Origin of the sequence: Paraburkholderia sp. MM6662-R1 (genome assembly GCF_050436245.1) — a bacterium.
Lineage (GTDB): Bacteria > Pseudomonadota > Gammaproteobacteria > Burkholderiales > Burkholderiaceae > Paraburkholderia > Paraburkholderia tuberum.
This window is the reverse complement of the sequence record NZ_JBNDLV010000004.1, coordinates 1,470,911-1,489,351: the sequence shown is the minus strand read 5'-3', so window position 1 is coordinate 1,489,351 and position 18,441 is coordinate 1,470,911. Positions and strand designations below refer to the sequence as shown.

Annotated in this window: 17 protein-coding genes; 9 read left to right on the top strand and 8 right to left on the bottom strand. The window is 63.7% G+C overall.

All coding sequences use genetic code 11. From position 1 onward, the window contains the following. Nucleotides 1-13: 13 nt before the first annotated feature. Entirely contained in the window at nt 14-1,042 is a 1,029-nt protein-coding gene (gene xylF / locus OKW39_RS36775) for a D-xylose ABC transporter substrate-binding protein (RefSeq protein WP_429564858.1), read from the bottom strand. 132 nt (nt 1,043-1,174) lie between these two features. Next, nucleotides 1,175-2,497, bottom strand: a complete 1,323-nt coding sequence (xylA, locus tag OKW39_RS36770) for a xylose isomerase (protein WP_429564857.1) — start codon at nt 2,495-2,497, stop codon at nt 1,175-1,177. 270 nt (nt 2,498-2,767) lie between these two features. Here xylA and OKW39_RS36765 point away from each other — a divergent pair, with 270 nt between their 5' ends. From OKW39_RS36765 to OKW39_RS36755, 3 genes are all read left to right on the top strand, one after another. After that, complete coding sequence (locus tag OKW39_RS36765) at nt 2,768-3,988, top strand: XylR family transcriptional regulator (protein ID WP_429564856.1); 1,221 nt, start codon at nt 2,768-2,770, stop codon at nt 3,986-3,988. A gap of 33 nt (nt 3,989-4,021) precedes the next feature. Continuing rightward, nucleotides 4,022-5,116, top strand: coding sequence for an aldose epimerase family protein (locus OKW39_RS36760; RefSeq protein ID WP_090808459.1), 1,095 nt, complete (start codon nt 4,022-4,024; stop codon nt 5,114-5,116). Nucleotides 5,117-5,308: 192 nt separating this feature from the next. After that, entirely contained in the window at nt 5,309-5,617 is a 309-nt protein-coding gene (locus tag OKW39_RS36755) for a DUF4148 domain-containing protein (protein ID WP_018424216.1), read from the top strand. A gap of 188 nt (nt 5,618-5,805) precedes the next feature. Here the strand turns inward: OKW39_RS36755 and OKW39_RS36750 are convergent, their stop codons facing one another. Beyond that, nucleotides 5,806-6,117, bottom strand: a complete 312-nt coding sequence (locus tag OKW39_RS36750) for a hypothetical protein (protein ID WP_429333037.1) — start codon at nt 6,115-6,117, stop codon at nt 5,806-5,808. A 261-nt stretch (nt 6,118-6,378) separates the two neighbouring features. Here OKW39_RS36750 and OKW39_RS36745 point away from each other — a divergent pair, with 261 nt between their 5' ends. Both OKW39_RS36745 and OKW39_RS36740 read left to right on the top strand, forming a co-directional pair. Continuing rightward, nucleotides 6,379-7,200 carry an isocitrate lyase/PEP mutase family protein gene (locus OKW39_RS36745; RefSeq protein WP_429564855.1) on the top strand — a complete coding sequence of 274 codons (822 nt, stop codon included), beginning with the start codon at nt 6,379-6,381 and terminating at the stop codon, nt 7,198-7,200. Between the two features lie 197 nt (nt 7,201-7,397). Continuing rightward, nucleotides 7,398-8,033 carry a helix-turn-helix domain-containing protein gene (locus OKW39_RS36740; RefSeq protein ID WP_090808454.1) on the top strand — a complete coding sequence of 212 codons (636 nt, stop codon included), beginning with the start codon at nt 7,398-7,400 and terminating at the stop codon, nt 8,031-8,033. A gap of 17 nt (nt 8,034-8,050) precedes the next feature. On the opposite strand, the gene OKW39_RS36735 is transcribed toward OKW39_RS36740, so the two are convergent. After that, nucleotides 8,051-11,023, bottom strand: coding sequence for an FAD-binding and (Fe-S)-binding domain-containing protein (locus OKW39_RS36735; RefSeq protein ID WP_429565488.1), 2,973 nt, complete (start codon nt 11,021-11,023; stop codon nt 8,051-8,053). A gap of 63 nt (nt 11,024-11,086) precedes the next feature. Then, nucleotides 11,087-12,124, bottom strand: coding sequence for a DUF1338 domain-containing protein (locus tag OKW39_RS36730; RefSeq protein WP_429564854.1), 1,038 nt, complete (start codon nt 12,122-12,124; stop codon nt 11,087-11,089). 124 nt (nt 12,125-12,248) lie between these two features. Here OKW39_RS36730 and OKW39_RS36725 point away from each other — a divergent pair, with 124 nt between their 5' ends. Next, on the top strand, nt 12,249-13,181 hold the full coding sequence (locus OKW39_RS36725) for a LysR substrate-binding domain-containing protein (protein ID WP_429564853.1): 933 nt from the start codon (nt 12,249-12,251) through the stop codon (nt 13,179-13,181). Nucleotides 13,182-13,238: 57 nt separating this feature from the next. Here OKW39_RS36725 and OKW39_RS36720 read toward each other — a convergent pair whose 3' ends face one another. Further along, nucleotides 13,239-14,366: a 4-hydroxyphenylpyruvate dioxygenase family protein gene (locus OKW39_RS36720; RefSeq protein ID WP_187612155.1), complete on the bottom strand. Its 1,128-nt coding sequence runs from the start codon at nt 14,364-14,366 to the stop codon at nt 13,239-13,241. 162 nt (nt 14,367-14,528) lie between these two features. Further along, nucleotides 14,529-15,482, bottom strand: coding sequence for a pca operon transcription factor PcaQ (gene pcaQ / locus OKW39_RS36715; protein ID WP_090808443.1), 954 nt, complete (start codon nt 15,480-15,482; stop codon nt 14,529-14,531). A 110-nt stretch (nt 15,483-15,592) separates the two neighbouring features. Here pcaQ and pcaH point away from each other — a divergent pair, with 110 nt between their 5' ends. Continuing rightward, a complete protein-coding gene (pcaH, locus tag OKW39_RS36710; protein ID WP_090808441.1) occupies nt 15,593-16,297 on the top strand; it encodes a protocatechuate 3,4-dioxygenase subunit beta in 705 nt (234 codons plus the stop codon). A gap of 3 nt (nt 16,298-16,300) precedes the next feature. After that, nucleotides 16,301-16,888, top strand: a complete 588-nt coding sequence (gene pcaG, locus OKW39_RS36705; RefSeq protein WP_429333041.1) for a protocatechuate 3,4-dioxygenase subunit alpha — start codon at nt 16,301-16,303, stop codon at nt 16,886-16,888. A gap of 96 nt (nt 16,889-16,984) precedes the next feature. Here the strand turns inward: pcaG and OKW39_RS36700 are convergent, their stop codons facing one another. Further along, nucleotides 16,985-17,251, bottom strand: coding sequence for an H-NS family nucleoid-associated regulatory protein (locus OKW39_RS36700; protein WP_187612158.1), 267 nt, complete (start codon nt 17,249-17,251; stop codon nt 16,985-16,987). 489 nt (nt 17,252-17,740) lie between these two features. On the opposite strand from OKW39_RS36700, the gene OKW39_RS36695 reads away from it, so the two are divergent. Next, nucleotides 17,741-18,379: a LysE family translocator gene (locus tag OKW39_RS36695; protein ID WP_184057444.1), complete on the top strand. Its 639-nt coding sequence runs from the start codon at nt 17,741-17,743 to the stop codon at nt 18,377-18,379. Nucleotides 18,380-18,441 lie beyond the last annotated feature (62 nt).

The following is an 18,441-nucleotide window of genomic DNA, read 5'->3' as shown; positions in this document are numbered from 1 at the left end:
GCCCGTCTCTGTGTTATTTGCTCGCGAGTTGCTCTTGCGTGTAGAAGCCGTCCTTCACGACGGTGTCGAGGTTCGCCTTGGTCAGCTTGATCGGCTGCAGCAGCACCGTATCGACCTTCTTCTTGCCGTTGTCGTATTGCGCGTTGAACGCCGGCTTGTCACCCTTGGCAAGCGCGACCGACAGCTTCGCCGCTTCGCTCGCGATCAGCTTCAGCGGCTTGTAGACCGTCATCGTCTGCGTGCCGGCCGCCACGCGCTTCACGGCAGCGAGGTCGGCATCCTGACCCGAGATCGGTACCTTGCCCGCGAGGCCCTGCGCGGCGAGCGCCTGGATCGCGCCGCCCGCGGTGCCGTCATTCGACGCGACGACTGCGTCGATCTTGTTGTTGTTCGCGGTCAGCGCGTCTTCCATGATGCGCAGCGCGGTCGATGCGCTCCACTCCGGCACCCACTGCTGGCCGACCACCTTGATGTCACCCTTGTCGATCGCCGGTTGCAGCACCTTCAGTTGGCCTTGGCGCAGCATCTTCGCGTTGTTGTCGGTCGGCGCGCCGCCGAGCAGGAAGTAGTTGCCCTTCGGCCGCACGTCATAGACGCCCTGCGCCTGCATCTCGCCGACCTTCTCGTTGTCGAACGAGATATAGGCGTCGATATCGGCGTCGAGAATCAGGCGGTCATACGACACGACCTTGATGCCCGCTTTGCGTGCTTCGGCCACGACGTTGCCGAGCGTCTTCGAGTTGAACGGCACGATCACAATCACGTCGACGCCGCGCGAGATCAGGTTTTCGATCTGCGAGATCTGGCGCTCTTCGCTCGCATCGGCCGATTGCACCGACACCTTCGCGCCGAGCTTTTCCGCCGCGGCGACGAAATAGTCGCGATCGCGCGACCAGCGCTCGACGCGCAGATCGTCGATACAGAAGCCGATTTCCGGATGAGCCTTGCTGGCGTGCGCGAGCGGCGCGGCGAGCGACAGGCTGGCGAGTACCGCGCCGCACAACAGCGAACTCAGGACGTTACGACGCATTGCAAATTTCATTGATGTCTCCTTTTTGTGTAGTGATAGCCGGAATACCGGACATATCGGTCTGCGCTGCGAGCCGCAGACTCGGACAAGCGACAACCCACAGCTTGCTGGTGCGCGCGGTCGACGTGGCCGCGCGATCTTTATTCAACGTCCGCTATAAATCGCCTGATTTACGATGTTTTCCATGTGTTCCTGCTGCCCGCTCACATGCCGCGGATTCAGATCGCGCGCCAGCGTGTCCGCGGCGAGCGTCGACAGCGAATACCCGCCGGACAGGATCTTGCGGCCGAACTCGCCATCCCAGCCCGCGTAGCGTTGCCGCTTGAACTGCTCGAGGCGCTCGTTTTCGACCAGCACCGCGGCGCGTTCGAGGCCTAGCGCGAGGTTGTCGATCGCGCCGACGTGGCCATAAAACAGGTCTTCCGCATCGACACTCTGGCGCCGCACTTTCGCATCGAAGTTCATGCCGCCGCTCGTGAAGCCGCCGTGGCGCAGGATTTCGTATAAGGCCAGCGTGAGTTCCTCGACGCTGTTGGGAAATTGGTCGGTGTCCCAGCCATTTTGCGGATCGCCGCGATTCGCATCGACGCTACCGAAGATGCCGAGCGCAAATGCGGTCGCAATCTCGTGATGGAACGAGTGCCCCGCCAGCGTCGCGTGATTCGCCTCGATGTTGACGCGAATCTCCTTGTCGAGGCCGTGCTGCAGCAGAAAGCCGTGCACGGTCGCGACGTCGTAGTCGTATTGATGCTTGGTCGGCTCCTGCGGCTTCGGCTCGATCAGCAGCGCACCCTTGAAACCGATCCGGTGCTTGTGTTCGACGACCATGTGCAGGAAGCGCGCGAACTGCTCGCGCTCGCGCACGAGGTCGGTGTTCAGCAGCGTGTCGTAGCCTTCGCGGCCACCCCACAACACGTAGTTTTCGCCGCCGAGGCGCAGCGTCGCGTCGAGCGCATGACGCACCTGGGTCGCCGCAAAGGCGAATACCTCCGGATTCGGATTGGTCGCGGCGCCGGCCGCGTAACGCGGATGCGAAAACAGATTCGCGGTGCCCCACAGCAATTTGACACCGGTATCCTGCTGCTTGCGCGCGAGGTAGTCGGACACGCGCAGGAAGTTCTCGCTGTATTCCTTCACGCTCGCGCCTTCGGGCGCGACGTCGGTATCGTGGAACGTGTAGTACGGCGTGCCGAGCTTCGAGAAGAATTCGAACGCGGCGTCGGCCTTTTGCTGCGCCCGCTCCATTGCGTCGCCGGGTTGCTGCCACGGCCGCCGGAACGCGCCCTGACCGAAGATATCGACGCCGGGCCATACGAAGGTATGCCAGTAGCAGACGGCGATACGCAGATGTTCCTCGAGCGTCTTGCCGAGTACCTTCCTCGTTTTGTCGTAGTGACGGTACGCGAGCGGGTTGTCCGATTGCGGGCCTTCGTAACGGATCTCTGGAATGTGTTCGAGGTAGGACATCGGCGTCTCCAATGTATGGTGCATTGCAACCCACGCGAGAAGCCGCGCAGGCCGACAAAGTGACGCCATGCTGCCGCTTGCACGATGTGCCGGCAATTGCGAAATTGCGCAGCGCGCTTGATGTTTCTTACCGCCCGCGCGTTTGTTTACTGCCGCCGCGCGATTCGGCGCCTAGAATAACCAGACGCTTAAAAACGGGGCTGCTCCCAGGCACCCGACACAATGGAGACAAAGGCGCGTGGTCCATCGAGCCACCCGCCGCTCACCGCCATGACCCGTCCACAAGCACCTCAGACAACCCATCGCATCGCGCTGCTGTTCAACGCGAACAAGGTCTACGATCGCGAGATCATCACCGGCATCGGCAACTACCTGCTGTCGACGCGCGTCGCATGGGATCTCTTCCTCGAAGAAGACTTCCGCTGCCGGCTCGCGGGTATCCAGCGCTTCGACGGCGACGGCATCATCGCGGACTTCGACGATCCCGCCGTCGACGAAGCCCTGCGCGACTGTCCACTGCCGGTGGTCGCGGTCGGTTCGTCGTACGAGGATCCGACGCAGTACCCCCCGGATTTACCCTATATCGCGACCGACAACAGCAAGCTCGTGTCGCTCGCGTACACGCACCTGATCGGCGCGGGCCTCGAAAACTTCGCGCTGTACAGCCTGCCGCAGGCGCAGGAAAACCGTTGGGCGCAACAGCGCGAACTCGCCTTCGCGCATCTGCGCAGCGCGGACGGACGCAGCGCGGCGCAGATCGATAGCGAGATCTATCGCGGTCTGTCGACGAGCGCGCCGTCCTGGAACCAGGCCATCGAACAGCTGACCACGTGGCTGCGGCAACTGCCGAAGCCGGTCGGCATCATCGCGGTGACCGACGCGCGTGCGCGGCATTTGCTGCAGGCATGTCTGATCGCGGGCATTCCGGTGCCCGAGGAAGTCGCGATCATCGGCATCGACAACGATCCGCTCACGCGGACGCTGACGCGCATTCCGCTGTCGTCGGTGATCCAGGGCACCGAGGAAATGGGCCGTACCGCCGCGCACATCCTGCATCAGATGCTGCACGGCGCGCGCTTTCCGGGGCGCCGCATTCTGGTGCCGCCGGTCGGCATCAACGTGCTCGAATCGACGCGGCATCAGCCGCTCGCGAGTCCTTACGTGATGCGCGCCCGCCATTTCATTCGCCAGTACGCGTGCCAGGGCATCCGCACCGAGCAGGTGGCCGACTATGTGGGCGTGTCGCGTTCGTCGCTCGAAGAGTATTTCCGGCGCGAACGTCAGTGCACCGTGCATCAGGAGATCCTGCGCCACAAGCTCGACGTCGCGAAGTCGCTGCTCGCGAAACGCGATGCGTCGAGCGCGGAAGTCGCGATCCGTTGCGGCTTCACGTCGCTGCAATACATGTACGCGGTATTTCGCCGCGAACTCGGCTGCACGCCGCGCGAATACCAGGAGCTCGTGGGCCCGAAGACCAAAACCGCTGGCTGAGCATGCTTTCTATTTTTTCTTCGCACTGACCACATGATCAGCATCGCACAACTCTCTTCCGAGCCGTGGGGCACGCTACAGGGCGGCGATCGCGTACGGCTTTACACGTTGCGCAACGCGCACGGCATGAAAGTCGCCATCAGCGACCTCGGCGCGACGCTGGTTTCGTGGCACGCACCGGATCGCGCCGGACGTCTCGGCGATATTCTGCTCGGTCACGACACGCCCGCCGAATACGTGGCGGCCTCGACCTACATGGGCGGACTGATCGGCCGCTGGGCCAATCGCATTGCGGGCGCGCGCTTTTCGCTCGACGGCATCGAGTACACGCTCGATCGCAACGAAGGTCCGAATCTGCTGCACGGCGGCACGGTCGGTTTTCATCGCGCGTTGTGGGAGGTCGCCGAGGACGACGGCGCGTTGCTGATGCGGCTCGAGTCGCCCGAAGGCGATGCCGGTTTTCCGGGCAACGTGACGGTGCAAGTACGCTATTCGCTCGACGACGACGGCACGCTGACGATCGGCTACGAAGCGATCACCGACGCGCCGACGCCGCTCAATCTGACGAGCCATCCGTACTTCAACCTGACCGGGCGCGCGGGCACCGACATTCGCGGCCACGTGCTGTCGATCGACGCCGAGCGCTTTTTCGAAGTCGACGCGACGATGATTCCGTGCAAGCTCGCCGACGTCGCGGGCAACGCATTCGACTTCCGGCAGAGCGCGCCGATCGGCGGCCGGCTCGACTGGCCGCACGCGCAACTCGCGCGCGCCGGCGGCTTCGATCATTGCTACGTGCTGCGCGAGGCGCCGGCAAACGCGATGCAGGGCAACGAGGGCCACGCGCCGCCGCTGCGCGAAGTCGCCTGGGCATACGATCCGGGCAGCGGACGCGAACTGACCGTCGCGACCGATCAGCGGGGCTTGCAGTTTTACACGGGCAACGCGTTGAACGGCAACCCGGGACGCGGCGGTGTTCGCTATCAACGGCACGCCGGCTTGTGCCTCGAGGCGGGCGGTTTCCCGAACGAGGTCAATATGACCGGGCAGAACGAAGTGATCGTGCGACCCGGAGATACTTATCGGCAAATCACGAGTTATCGCGTCGATGTGCGCAAAGGTGTGTGACCAGATTGACGGCCGCTTTTGCGCTGTTTTACGAGAACCCGCGACGGCGAGATTACAGCTCGCCGACTACCCGTTCTTTGCAATACTGAATTAGTCGGCTAGTGGTTTTCCCCAAGTTCACCCCCCTCTAGACTGCGCTTATGGCACCGGTATCGCTGCGGTGCCGGATAGACAACTACGGAGGGAAACATCATGAAATCGCTTATCCAGGCAGTTGCGCTTACGGCCCTGATCGCTGCGCCGGTCGCGTCGTTCGCGCAATCGGAACAGCCGATCACGCGGGCCGAAGTCAAGGCACAGGTGCAGCAACTCGAACAGATTGGCTATAACCCGGCCATCGTGCTCGATGCCCAGTATCCCGCGGACATCCAGGCGGCCGAGGCACGCGTCTCCGCGATGAACGCGAAGGGCCAAGGCGACACGTCTGGCTATGGGTCGTCGATGGGCGGATCATCGCAAGCGGGCCATCATCCGATGTGGGTCAATCCGGACGGTCAGTGACGAGTCCCGAACGTATAGCGAATGTCCGTAGCGAGGAAAGATTCTCGAGTTAACGGCCCTTTCCCCTCTTTGCGGTTTTCACCGTTTCGAACCGATATGAAGCGGGCGCATGTTTTCAAGGCATGCGCCCGCTCTTTACGTTTATGCGGCACTAACAACGTACCGCCAATTCTGACGCCGCGGCAGATTCACCCAGCCCGTGCCTGCGGGCATTCCGCCTGATACCAGATGTCCACCTGCCTCTGCGCGCGCTCGAGACTCGCCGGATAGTCAGGATCAAAGCGTCGTTCAGGGTGGTAGCCCGCTTGCCGCAGCGCTGTCAGTTCGCTCATGCTCCGCTGGTGCGTGGCCGGTGCCTTGTTCCTGAGGTCGGTCAGATCGCGGCATTGCGTTGCACTCAGATGCGTTTGCGCGCCGCCATTCCCGCCGCCCGCCGCGCAGCCAACGAGCGTGAGCACCAACACGGCAGGGATCGACCGCATCCGGGTCGCGATGTTCATGTTGTGCCTCCTTTGGGGAAATGACCTCGTCGCGAATGCCGACTGCCCACGCGGCCCTTCGCATCTCAGAACCGGCTTCTTCGCCTGTCGTCATTTTGAATTATTGGAAACGTCTGTGAAAGTCGCCACCCATTTCATCAACCACGGTTTCGATACGGACATAGACTTTCCCCTGGTGAATGCCGATTCGCCTGCGCAACAGTTGGCCCGGCGTTTTCCTTTCAACGAGGGAGCCGCTCCCTCACACCAAGGAGACATGCGATGCCCCGCACCGCCGCTGAAAAACGCGCCGCTTTCCGCGCGCTGCACTCGTCTGGCTGTTTCGTGCTGCCCAATCCGTGGGACGCGGGCAGCGCCCGTTATCTGCATACACTCGGCTTCAAGGCGCTCGCGACGACGAGTTCCGGTTTTGCGTGGTCGACCGGACATGCGGACAACACATTGCCGCGCAAAACGATCCTCGCGCACCTGCGCGCAATCGTCGACGCGACCGATCTGCCGGTCAACGCCGACTTCGAAAACGGCTTCGGCCGCGACCCGGAAGAAGTCGCCGAGAGCGTGACGCTCGCGGTGGAAACGGGCGTCGCGGGCCTGTCGATCGAAGACTCGACCGGCAACCCCGCCGCGCCGCTGTTTCCGGTCGACGTCGCCGTGCAGCGGCTCAGCGCGGCGCGACGTGCGATCGATCAGAACGGCGGCGACACGCTGCTCGTCGGCCGCGCGGAGAATTTCTTCGCCGGCAAGCCCGATCTCGACGATGCCATTGCGCGTCTGAAGGCCTATGCGGCGGCGGGCGCCGACTGCCTGTATGCGCCCGGCATCCAGACGCGCGAGCAGATCGAAGCGGTGGTCGCGGCCGTCGCGCCGAAGCCCGTCAATCTGCTGATCGGCTCGACATCGACCCTGACGTTGCAGGACGTGGCCGCGCTCGGCGTGCGGCGGATCAGCGTCGGCGGCGGGCTCGCGCGCGCGGCGTGGGGTGGCTTCATGCACGCCGCTCAGGCGCTGGCCGATGGCCGCTTCGACTTCACCGGCGCGACGGCGGGCATGCAGCTCAATGAGCTTTTCAATCGCAGCGTGTGAAAAACGCCGCGCAAAGGACGCCTCATCAACCTGAGATCGCCACGCTGCGTCGAACTCATCGGAAAAGCCACGACGTTTCCGATGAGAAAAGCGCACGAACGCCTGAATCGGCGCACAAAGGCCGCGGCCACGCCAAATGTTATGATCGGAAACATTATTCGCCCGATCAAGCGCATACCCGACCAGCAGCAAGCCTCATGGACACCCACCTCACCAAATCCGCCGACACGTCCTCCACCGATCTCGGCCGGCGCGTGCGCGCCGCCCGTCAAGCGCAGGATCTGACGCTCGAAACCGCGAGCCGCCTGTGCGGTGTCTCGCGCTCGACGCTGTCGAAGGTCGAAAACGGCCTGATGTCCCCCACGTTCGACGTGCTGCAAAAAATCGTGCTGGGCCTGAAGATCGAAATTGGCGAACTGTTCGGCTCGACGCCGAAAGTCAGCGCGAGCGGCCGGCGCGCGCTGACGCGCAAGAACGAAGGCCAGCGCCACGCTTATCGCGGCTATCAGATGGAGTTGCTCGCCACCGACCTGGCCCACAAGGCGATGCTGCCGTTTCGCATCCGCATCTCGGCGCACACGCTCGATGCATTCGACGACTGGGGCCGCCACGAAGGCGAGGAGTTTCTCTACGTGATCAGCGGCAGCGTGTGCCTCTATTCGGAGCTGTACGCGCCGACACATCTGAACACGGGCGACAGCCTCTACTTCGACAGCCGCACGGGTCACGCGGCGGTGTCGACCAGCGAAGAAGACGCCGAAGTGTTGTGGATGGCGACCAATGCGGACCTTCCGCATACACCGCCTGCCGCGAACGAGTCAGCGAAGAAATAAAATAGCGCGCCCTGCACTCAGCGCGCCGCCAGCGCCCGTTGCGCGAGTTGCGCGATATGCAGTGCGTGTCGCCCTGTGCCGTGCTCGATCTGCTCGCGACAACTGAAGCCGTTGGTCAGCACGATCGTTTCCGCATTCGCCGCCATAGCGTCGCGCACGGCCTCAAACATGTCCTCGCCGATCTTTTCCGACAACGCGTGGTGCTCGATGTTGAAGCCGAACGATCCCGCCATCCCGCAGCAGCCGGTATCGAGCAGCTTCCATCTGACGCCGAGCTTGTTCAGCAACGCCGTGTCGCCCTGCATGCCGAATAGCGCCTTCTGATGACAATGGCCATGCACGATCACATCGGCCGCGAGCGTCGGCCACTCGAACGGCTGACGCGCGACGAAATCGGCAAACAGATATGTTTGCGCGGACAGCTTCTTCGCCAACGCATGATCGGGGAGTTGCTTCAGCAACTCGTCCTTGAACACCGATAGACAGCCAGGCTCCAGACCGACCAGCGGCACGCCGGCGGCGATGTCGTCCGCGAGGACGTCGACGATATGCGTGAGCAGCTCGCGCGCGCGTTCGAGCAGGCCGAAGTCGTACAGCGGACGCCCGCAACACAAACGTTTCTTCGGCAATACGACGTGCCAGCCGAGTTGCGTGAGCACATCAGTGGCGGCCTGCGCGATCTCGGGCGTGAAGTGGTCGTTGAATGTATCGACCCACAGGATCACCTTCTTTGCGTCGCCGCCGAGCGCATGAATCGCGGATGCTTGCGACGACGCACTCCGTCGATAAGTTGCAGCGGCGAACCGCGGCAACGCACGCGTCTGCGCCACACCCGCGATCCATTTGCCGAGCGCGGACAAACCGGGCGCCGTCGTCAGAAAGTTCGTCGCGCGCGGAAAACGCGCGGCCCACGGAGCCCATTCGCCGATCCGCCCCATGAACAGCGCCTGACGCGGCCGACGATTGTTCTCGTAGTAGTGGGAAAGGAACTCCGCCTTGTACGACGCCATGTCCGTATGCGTCGGGCAATCGGACTTGCAGCCCTTGCATGCGAGGCAGGTATCGAGCGCTTCTTTCACTTCGCGGCTGTTCCAGCCGTCGGCGATCACGTCGCCTTGCAGCATTTCCCAGAACAGATGCGCGCGCCCGCGCGTCGAGTACTTTTCCTCGCGGGTGCCGCGATAGCTCGGACACATCGTGCCGCCTTCGAGCGAGCGGCATTTGCCCATGCCGATGCAGCGTTCGATCGCACGCTGAAAGCCGTCGCCTTCCTGGCTCGCGAACGCGAGCTTCGTATGCAGCGTCACCGGCTTGTACGCAGGGCCCATGCGCAGGTTTTCGTCGGCGCGGTATGCATGCACGACTTTGCCCGGATTCAGACGATTCGCCGGGTCCCAGATCGCCTTGAACTGCTCCATCGCCTGCATCAGCTCGGGGCCGTACATGATCGGCAGAAACTCGGCCTTCGCCTGGCCATCGCCGTGTTCGCCCGACAGCGAGCCGCCGAATTGGACCACCAGTTCTGCCGCTTCGCGCAAGAACCCGCGCCACGTCGCGATACCTTCCGCGCTGCGCAGATCGAACGTGATGCGCGCGTGCACGCAGCCGTCGCCGAAATGGCCGTACAGGCTCGTCTCGTAGCCATGGCGATCGACGAGCGCCTGAAAAGCGCGCAGATAATCGCCGAGCCGCAGCGGATCGACCGCCGCGTCTTCCCAGCCGACCACCGGATCGGGCTTGTCGCGATCCACTGACAACGCGACCGCCGACGCCCCCGTCTCGCGAATCGTCCACACTTTCGCCTGCAAGGCGCGATCTTCGACGAGCATCGTCGAGATTTGCGGCCCAGCCGCGCCCGATTGGAAATACGCGGCGGCGTCGCGTGCCTGTTGCAGCACCTCGTCCTGCGTGTCCGCACCGAATTCGAGCACGACCCACGCATCGCCTTCAGGCAGCAGTGCGATCTCGTCCTTCTTCAGGCCGCGCGCCTGCAAGCCGCGAATGATCGCGCGGTCGAGTCCCTCGACTGCGATCGGCCCGCAGCGCATGAAATGCGGCACCGCGTCCGCCGCCGTATAGATGTCGGTGAAGCCGACCACGACGATCACGCGCCTGGCCGGACTCTTCACGAGCCTGACTTTGGCCTGCAACGTGACCGCGCACGTGCCTTCGCTGCCGACGAGCGCACGCGCGACGTTGAAGCCGTTTTCCGGCAGCAGTTGATCGAGATTGAAGCCCGACACGCGCCGTTTGATCTGCGGGAATTTCGCGCGAATCCGTTCGGCGTATGTGTCGCGCAGTTGCTTGAGCGCCGCGTAGATTTCGCCTTGTCGGCCACCCGCCGCGATGATGCGTTCGAGTTCTTCCCCGGAGGTCGGGCCGACCCAGAAACGCGCGCCGTCGAAGGTCGCGATTTCGAGCGCTTCGATGTTCTCGACGGTCTTACCGGCCATCACCGAATGCGCGCCGCACGAGTTGTTCGCGATCATGCCGCCGAGCGTGCAGCGGCTATGCGTGGCGGGATCGGGCGCGAACGTGAGGCCGTGCTGTTCGGCGGCATCGCGCAAGGAGTCGCACACCACGCCCGGCTCGACGACCGCGACGCCCGCAAGCGGATCGATCGAGACGACGCGGTTCAGATACTTGCTCGCGTCGGCCACGACCGCGACGTTCACGCATTGGCCGTTCTGCGACGTGCCGCCACCGCGCGCGAGAAACGGCACGTCGTTGCGACGGCATGCGGCGAGCGTTGCGAGCAGATCGTCGATATCGGCCGGCACCACGACACCGAGCGGGACTTGCCGATAGTTCGACGCATCCGATGCGTACAATGCTTTGGAACCCTGATCGAATCGCACCTCGCCGCGCACGTGCTGGCGCAGGTCGCTTTCGAGCGCCTGCAATAGCTCCGGGCTGGCCGAGAAAGGCGTGGCGACACGCGGTTCATGCAAAGCGCCCCGCTGCGCGCCAACCCGCCGCTCTTCATCCAATGACAATGACGTCCCCACTGCGCACCTCGTCTGCGATGCCGGCGCTCGCGCCGCCGTCAGCGCTCAGGCCGCCTGGCTCGCGGTCATCCGGAAGATGCCCTGTGCGTTGCCCGCGTCGAAACGCAGGTCCGTTTCCCAGCGGCGCGCGTCCTGATCGAAACTGCGCTTGCGCGTAATGAATTCGAAGAACGAGCCCGGCACGTCGCGCGTGACGACGCTGCCGTCGGCCGCGCGAAATTCACGCCGCACGACATCCGCGCGATACGCGGTCTGGAACACGCGCCCGGAACGCGAATGCTCGACTTCGGGCTTCATCGGCCGCCCCTTCGCCTTCTGTTCGTCCGACAGCTTGAAGACGTCCGCGACGCGATCGGTCGCGTGATTGAACGCATTACCTTCGGTCGCGATCCACGCCATCTCCGCCGATTCCTTCAACAATACTTCGTAATCGGCTTCGCGTGGCATCTCGTGCTGACGCGCGAACGCACCGACGATCACCGGTAGCAACTCCTGCGCCGCATCGAGCGGCAGCACGCCATTGCGTTCGAGTTCCCACAAGAGGCCATGGGCGCGCGGCGTCAACGGATCGCGCGAGGCACCGATCACGTTCGTCACCGCCTGCTGGAACGCCGCGGAAAAACGCTCCGGGTGCAGTTCGCTGACGAAGAACTGCGCGATCTCGTCGGCGGCGTCCTCATGCGCCCACGCGCGGCCGGTCATGCCGAGACGATCGAGCGGGTAACGGCCGTTGATCCGAAAGCCGAGCGGCCGCAGGATGCGCGCGAACGCGGCCTCGCCGGGCGGCAGCGCGCCGCTGTGCGGCCAGCGCACGGTGCGCAGCGCGCCATGATCGAAGTACACGCTGCCGCCGGCGGCGACGGTTTCCTCCGTATAGCGGCGGCCGTTTTCCGAGCGCGCGAGCAGATCGTCGAACAGCGCCATGTTCATCGCCTGTGCGACTTCGGCGCGCGTGACGCTGCCGCTTTCCCACTCGTTCAACACACGCGGATGATTCAGCGTCGCAAACAGGCGCGCGGCTTTCTGCGCGCCCAGCAGCTTCACCAGTAGTTGTTCGACGTTCGCATTCTTCAGGTTTCGCATCCGGCTTCTCCACGCTATACGTTGAGCGCTGCTCGAGCGCCTCATAACGGGCGAGATTATTCGAAATGCGCTGTGCCCCGTAAAGCGAGATAAACTCGCCACTTGATGCGTTTTTGGAATTAACGTGCGAAAGTTCAAGATTCCCAACATGGGCGCGCTGCTCGCGTTCGAAGCCGCCGCGCGGCACCAGAGCTTCACGCATGCGGCGCGCGAACTGTTCCTCACCGAAAGCGCGGTGTCGCGACAGATCAATACGCTCGAAAGCAATCTCGGCGTGCGGCTGTTCGTGCGCGTCAAGCAACGCGTGGTGCTGACGCGCGCGGGCAAGGTCTACAGCGCGCAGGTGCGACGCTCGCTCGAACACCTCGATCGCGACACGCTATCGATCATCGCGCACGGCAGCGGCGGCGGCTATCTGGAACTCGCGGTATTGCCGACGTTCGCATCGCAATGGCTGATTCCGCGCATGGCCACATTCAATGAACAATACCCGGACGTGCGCGTGAACATGGGCGTGCGTACCGCGACGTTCCCGTTCGCCGAGACGCATTTCGAAGCGGCAATTCATTACGGCAAGCCGACGTGGCCGGGTACGTCGGCCGATTTTCTGTTCCGCGAGGAAGTGGTGCCGGTCTGCGCAGCGAGTCTGCTGAACCGGCCGGTCCGCAACGTCGCCGAATTGCTCAACTATCCGCTGCTGCATTCGACGACGCGACCCGACGGCTGGGCGAACTGGTTCTCGAATCTCGGCGTCGACGAAAACCATACGATGCAGGGCGTGCGCTACGAACTGCACACGATGCTGATCAGCGCTGCCGCGGCCGGACTCGGCATCGCGCTGGTGCCGCGCTTTTTCGTCGACACGCAGTTGCAGCAGTTCGGTCTCGTGATTCCGTTCGACACACCCGCGCTCGCCGAGGCGGCGTACTACCTCGTCTATCCGACCGAGTTGAGTCACGGCAAGCCGCTCGCGAGTTTCCGCGAGTGGCTGCTGCGCGAGGCCGCCGCATACGGCGCGATTTATCCGGAGTTGGTGGAGCGGCCCGAGGGGGCGTGACGCGACGAAAACCGCATGCGTGAGTGATCCAATCACGCATGCGACTACGCGCAGTGTTCAGCTGCCGGTGCGCGCCTGGGCCAATGCGGCGAGATTGCCTTCGCCGAAGCCATGATGCCCCTGGCGTTGCACGATCTCGAAGAAAATCTCGCCGGCGCGACGCCGCACGAAGGTCTGGAAAAACAGCAGCGGCACGCCGTCCGCGCCGATCTCGCCATCTACGAGCACATGCGTGTGCCGCAGTCGCTCGACATCGAGCCCGTGGCCCGGCAAACGTGCATCGAGCTGCTCGTAGTAGCGCGGCGGCGGCTCGACGAATTCGACGCCGTTCGCGAGCAGACGCTCGACGCACGCGAAGATGTCGTCGGTGGCGAGCGCGATGTGCTGCACGCCTTCGCCGGGATGATCGGGCAAATACTCGTGCATCAGGTTGGTCCGGCCCGTGCCTTCCTCGTACAGCGGCACGCGGATCGCGCCGCACGGCGACACCATCACGCGCGATTCCGCCGACACATGCCAGTTGGCGTGCAGCTCGTGGATCTCGCGGAAATTCAGCAGGTCGCGATAGAAGTCGATCCACTCCTGCATGCGGCCTTCGCCAACGGTTTGCGTCAGATGGTCGACCGCGATCAGGCCGCTGCCCGCGTGATTCAGATCGGCTGCGGCCGTGTCGATTTCGATGGGCCGGAAGTCGATGTCGAAGATCGAGATATCGCCGAGGCCGCCGCGCTGACCGCCTCGCCCGCGCCAACGATCGACGAAATAGATGTGCGAATCGCCGATGCCTTGAATGGCCGGAATCAGCAGTTCGCCGGCACCGAGGCGTTCGCCTTCGAACGCCCACGCGCCGAGTTCCACCGCGCGTTCGAACGCGCGCTGTGCGTCGGCGACGCGGATCCCGATCGCGCAGATGCCGACCCCGTATTCTTCCGCGTAGCGCGCTGCGAACGAATCGGGCTCCGCGTTGATCAGGAAATTCATCTCGCCCTGGCGATACAGCGTCACATCCTTGCTGATATGACGCGCGATCGCCTTGAAGCCGAGCCGCGTGAAGGTCTCGCCGAGCGCCTGCGGATCGCGCGCGGCGAACTCGACGAACTCGAGGCCGGCCGTGCCGAGCGGATTGTGCTGCGGCGCCAATACGGCGCGCTGCGCGGCCTCTGGAGTGGGCAAGTCGCTGGGCATGGCAATCTCCTTGTACGGTCTTTCGACGCGGGGCCGGTCTTTCCGGGTTCGGCGCGAAGTGTTCCGGTCGTTCGCGAGGGGCTGCGTGGTGCGTGCTCGCTCGTGGCGCGCACGCGGCGTGCCGCAGGAACAACGGTCTGTGGCGGCTTTCGCACCGTGTTTTTACACCGGGTCGCGGGGCGTTCGCAACCGTCTGCCCCGCGCGACCTCGCGCACCGCCTCGATGAACGCGCGTCCCACCGTCGACGGCTGCGTATCCGAGCGACGAATCAGCCCCACCGGCTCGCCGGTGCCCGCAAACGGCAGCGGCAGGCGCACCAGCATGCCGTGCGCGAGTTCGTATTCGACCGCGCTTTGCGGCACGAACCACACCGCGCCGTTTTCGAGCGTCAGCGCGCGCCCCGTGGATACCGACAACACCTCGACGAACGCCGACAACGGCGGCACGCCCCACGCGCCGAGCAGGCTCTCGGCCGATTGGCGGATCAGCGTGCCGAACGGCGGCAGCACGATCGGAAATTCCTCCAGCGACGTGGCGGGCAAGGCCTTCCCTTGCGCCAGCGGATGCCCGGCGCGCACGACCGCGATCAGCGGCTCGGTAAACAGTTGCTCGAAACTCAGGCCGACCATCCGCTCCGGGTCCGCGAGGCGGCCGATGGCGAATTCGATCGACCCCGCTTTCAGGCGTTCGAGCAATTCCGGATTTGCGCCGGTCGCGAGGCGCACGATCACGCGCGGCCACTGCGTCGCGAACTGTCTCAGCACGGGCGGTACCAGCACCGCGGCGACAGTGGGCAGCACACCGACTTCGAGCGTCGCGGCGGCCGCGCCCTCGGCCCGCGCAAGCAGATCGACGCCCTGGCGCAGCGCGCTCACGCAGGCGCTCGCGTGCGGCATGAAAAGCTGCCCCTCGCGCGTCGGCACTGCGCCGTGACGGCCACGCTCGAACAGCTTCACGCCGAGAATGGTCTCCAGCTCAGCGACCGTCTTCGATACCGCCGGCTGCGTGATGGACAAACTGTCCGCCGCCCGCTGGACGCTGCCGAACTGCGCGACGGCCAGAAAGCACTGGAGATGACGGAATTTGACGCGGCTATCCGCGAGACTGCGTTGCATAACGGAAGGTTATACGAAACGGCCAAAAACGTCATTTTTCATAACCGCACGCTTTGTATAAAGTGCGAGTCATAACGTCGCATCCCCGATTCCTCCAACGGAGACACCTCATGGAAGATTCAATTCTTTCGCCGCGAGATTTCGCGTCCCATCCCGAGTACATCTATCCGCCGTACGGTTCGTCGGTCAAACGCGGTCCGTCGCGTCCGCTGATTCCGCTGAAGGAACGGCTGCGGGACCAGCGCGTGCCGGTCTACGGCACCGACGACCTCGACCCGCTCGACAGCGACCTGACCCGCAACGCGGTGCGCAATGGCGAACCGCTCGGCGAGCGCATCATCGTGACGGGCCGTGTGCTCGACGAAGGCGGCCGCCCGGTGCGCAACACACTGGTGGAAGTCTGGCAAGCGAACGCCGCCGGCCGCTATGTGCACAAGGCCGACCAGCACGACGCGCCGCTCGACCCGAACTTCCTCGGCGCGGGCCGCTGCATCACCGACAACGAAGGCCGTTACCGCTTCATGACCATCAAGCCGGGCGCGTATCCGTGGGGCAACCATCCGAACGCCTGGCGTCCGCAGCACATCCATTTCTCGCTGTTCGGCGACCACTTCGGCTCGCGTCTCGTCACGCAGATGTACTTTCCCGGCGATCCGCTGCTCGCATTCGACCCGATCTACCAGGGCACGCCCGAGCACGCCCGTGAGCGCATGGTCTCGAAGTTCTCGCTCGACACCACGCAAGAGGCCTACGCGCTCGGCTACGATTTCGACATCGTGCTGCGCGGCCCGAACGAAACCCCGATGGAGCGCTAAGCCATGACGACTCTCAAGCAAACGCCTTCGCAAACCGTTGGTCCGTACTTCGCCTACGGTCTTTGCCCGCAGCAATACGATTTCGACTTCAAGAGCCTGTTCACGAACGTTCTGGCCGACATGGAAGCGGCCGGCGAGCACATCACGATCGTGGGTCAGGTGTTCGACGGCGACGGCAAGGTGATCGGCGACGCGATGATCGAGATGTCGCAAGTCGACTCGAACGGCCACTATCCGGAATCGCGCGAAGAAATTTTGAAGACCGGCTTTCACGGCTTTGCGCGCGTCGGTACGGGCACGGATCCGCACAAGCGTTTCATCGTCGAGACGGTGAAGCCGGGCCGCGCGAATCCCGACGAAGCGCCGCACATCGACGTAATCCTGACGATGCGCGGCATGCTACTGCACACGTTCACGCGCATCTATTTCGAGGACGAAGCGCAGGCGAACGAGCAGGACACCGTGCTGGCGTCGGTGCCGGCCGAGCGCCGTAATACGCTGATCGCGCGCCGCGTTGCCGGTACGGCCAACCTGTATCGCTTCGACATCCACATGCAGGGCGATCAGGAAACCGTGTTTTTCGACCTGTGATGCGCGATTCGTCGCGAGACTCCGAGCAGTAAAGATCGAGCCCGCCTTGCGCGGGCTTTTTTTCGCGCGGGCGTTTCGCGGTGCGCCTGCGCGCGTTCAGCAGCGGAAATGATCGATGCTTTGTCCGGCGTGAATCGCGCGCGCGAGCCATGCCGGTTTATCGCCGCGACCGTCCCACGTGTTACCGAATGCGTCGCGATACAGCACCGCGGCCACGGCGTTCGCATCGGCTTCGAGCGATTCGGCCAGCGCTTCGAATGTGATGCCGTGGTCGTCCATGCGTCGGCGGATCCACGCGATCATGCGCTCGCGCAGGCTCTCGTCGCGTTCGAACAGGCGTTGTTGTCCTTCTCGTTGTTTCATAACGTATTGGTGTCGCAGCTCTTGCTGGCATTAGACAAACGGGCAACTCGCATAGCAACGCGAGGCTCGTGCGTAATTCAATTTGAATGGAAGCAATTCGACGAATTCACGCGATCCATGCAAATGCGTGAAAACCCGCGTTTGCAAGAGATGCCTGTCAGATCCTGAATTAAAGCGCCTGAAGTAAAGCGCCTGAGTTGAAGCGCTGGAATCAGGCGAATCGGCTACTCGAAAAATCGGCGTGGCTCGAATTGCGCCCGTGTTTCGCGTCGTGCGTCGCCTCGTCGTGACGAGGGAGCTTCCGCGTATGGAAAGTCATTCTAGCATTCGATGTATTTGGGCCGCAGCAAAGAACTTTTTCTAATTTCACTGATTGCGCGACTTCCGAGTTTTCGGTATTCGTGGCTTCCGCCGCGCGACTGGCGGACAATGCGAGACTCTGTATTCGCCAGAACATCTGGCATCGGCCCGACATCAGGAGACACGACCATGCCCGCCTCGACCGCCATCCTCACGATCCTCGCCGCGCTGCTATTGGGCGCGATGAGTCCGGGGCCCAGCTTCGTCATCGTCGCGCGCAATGCGATCGGTCTGTCGCGCGGCGACGGTCTCGCGACAGCGCTCGGCATGGGTATCGGCGGTGTGTTTTTTAGCGGCATCGCGCTGCTCGGGCTCTATACGCTGCTCGCGACGGTCGAATGGCTCTACGTCGGGCTGAAAGTGGCCGGCGGCGTCTACCTGGTCTATCTGGCGTCGAAAATCTGGCGCGGCGCCGCGAAGCCGCTCGCGTTCAGCGAAACGCGAACCGGCAGCGGCGGCAATCCGCGCAAGTCGTTCTGGATCGGCTTGAGCACGCAGCTCAGCAATCCGAAAACGGCTGTCTATTACGGCAGTATCTTCGCTGCGCTGCTGCCGCAGCATCCGCCGGTGTGGTGCTATTTCGCGCTGCCGCCGGCGATCTTCGCGATCGAGGCGGGCTGGTACACGATCGTCGCACTGTGCTTTTCGAGCCAACGGCCGCGCGAAATCTATCTGCGCTGGAAGGGGTGGATCGATCGCATCGCCGCGAGCGCGGTGACCGCGCTGGGCCTGCGGCTGATTTTTAACGCGCACAAGGTGGGAATTTGACGGCAACCCGAAGCGGCGCGCACCGTCGTGACTCGATGCGCGCCACTCGCGCCGCCCTGAAT

Excerpts from the sequence above, each read along its gene's own strand:
- OKW39_RS36760 (WP_090808459.1), top strand. The coding sequence starts at position 4,022 with ATGATCAGCATCGCACAACTCTCTTCCGAGCCGTGGGGCACGCTACAG.
- OKW39_RS36740 (WP_090808454.1), top strand. The coding sequence starts at position 7,398 with ATGGACACCCACCTCACCAAATCCGCCGACACGTCCTCCACCGATCTC.
- OKW39_RS36755 (WP_018424216.1), top strand. The coding sequence starts at position 5,309 with ATGAAATCGCTTATCCAGGCAGTTGCGCTTACGGCCCTGATCGCTGCG.
- pcaH (WP_090808441.1), top strand. The coding sequence starts at position 15,593 with ATGGAAGATTCAATTCTTTCGCCGCGAGATTTCGCGTCCCATCCCGAG.
- OKW39_RS36730 (WP_429564854.1), bottom strand. The coding sequence starts at position 12,124 with ATGCGAAACCTGAAGAATGCGAACGTCGAACAACTACTGGTGAAGCTG.
- OKW39_RS36745 (WP_429564855.1), top strand. The coding sequence starts at position 6,379 with ATGCCCCGCACCGCCGCTGAAAAACGCGCCGCTTTCCGCGCGCTGCAC.
- pcaG (WP_429333041.1), top strand. The coding sequence starts at position 16,301 with ATGACGACTCTCAAGCAAACGCCTTCGCAAACCGTTGGTCCGTACTTC.
- OKW39_RS36765 (WP_429564856.1), top strand. The coding sequence starts at position 2,768 with ATGACCCGTCCACAAGCACCTCAGACAACCCATCGCATCGCGCTGCTG.
- OKW39_RS36750 (WP_429333037.1), bottom strand. The coding sequence starts at position 6,117 with ATGAACATCGCGACCCGGATGCGGTCGATCCCTGCCGTGTTGGTGCTC.
- OKW39_RS36700 (WP_187612158.1), bottom strand. The coding sequence starts at position 17,251 with ATGAAACAACGAGAAGGACAACAACGCCTGTTCGAACGCGACGAGAGC.
- xylF (WP_429564858.1), bottom strand. The coding sequence starts at position 1,042 with ATGAAATTTGCAATGCGTCGTAACGTCCTGAGTTCGCTGTTGTGCGGC.
- OKW39_RS36720 (WP_187612155.1), bottom strand. The coding sequence starts at position 14,366 with ATGCCCAGCGACTTGCCCACTCCAGAGGCCGCGCAGCGCGCCGTATTG.
- pcaQ (WP_090808443.1), bottom strand. The coding sequence starts at position 15,482 with ATGCAACGCAGTCTCGCGGATAGCCGCGTCAAATTCCGTCATCTCCAG.
- xylA (WP_429564857.1), bottom strand. The coding sequence starts at position 2,497 with ATGTCCTACCTCGAACACATTCCAGAGATCCGTTACGAAGGCCCGCAA.
- OKW39_RS36695 (WP_184057444.1), top strand. The coding sequence starts at position 17,741 with ATGCCCGCCTCGACCGCCATCCTCACGATCCTCGCCGCGCTGCTATTG.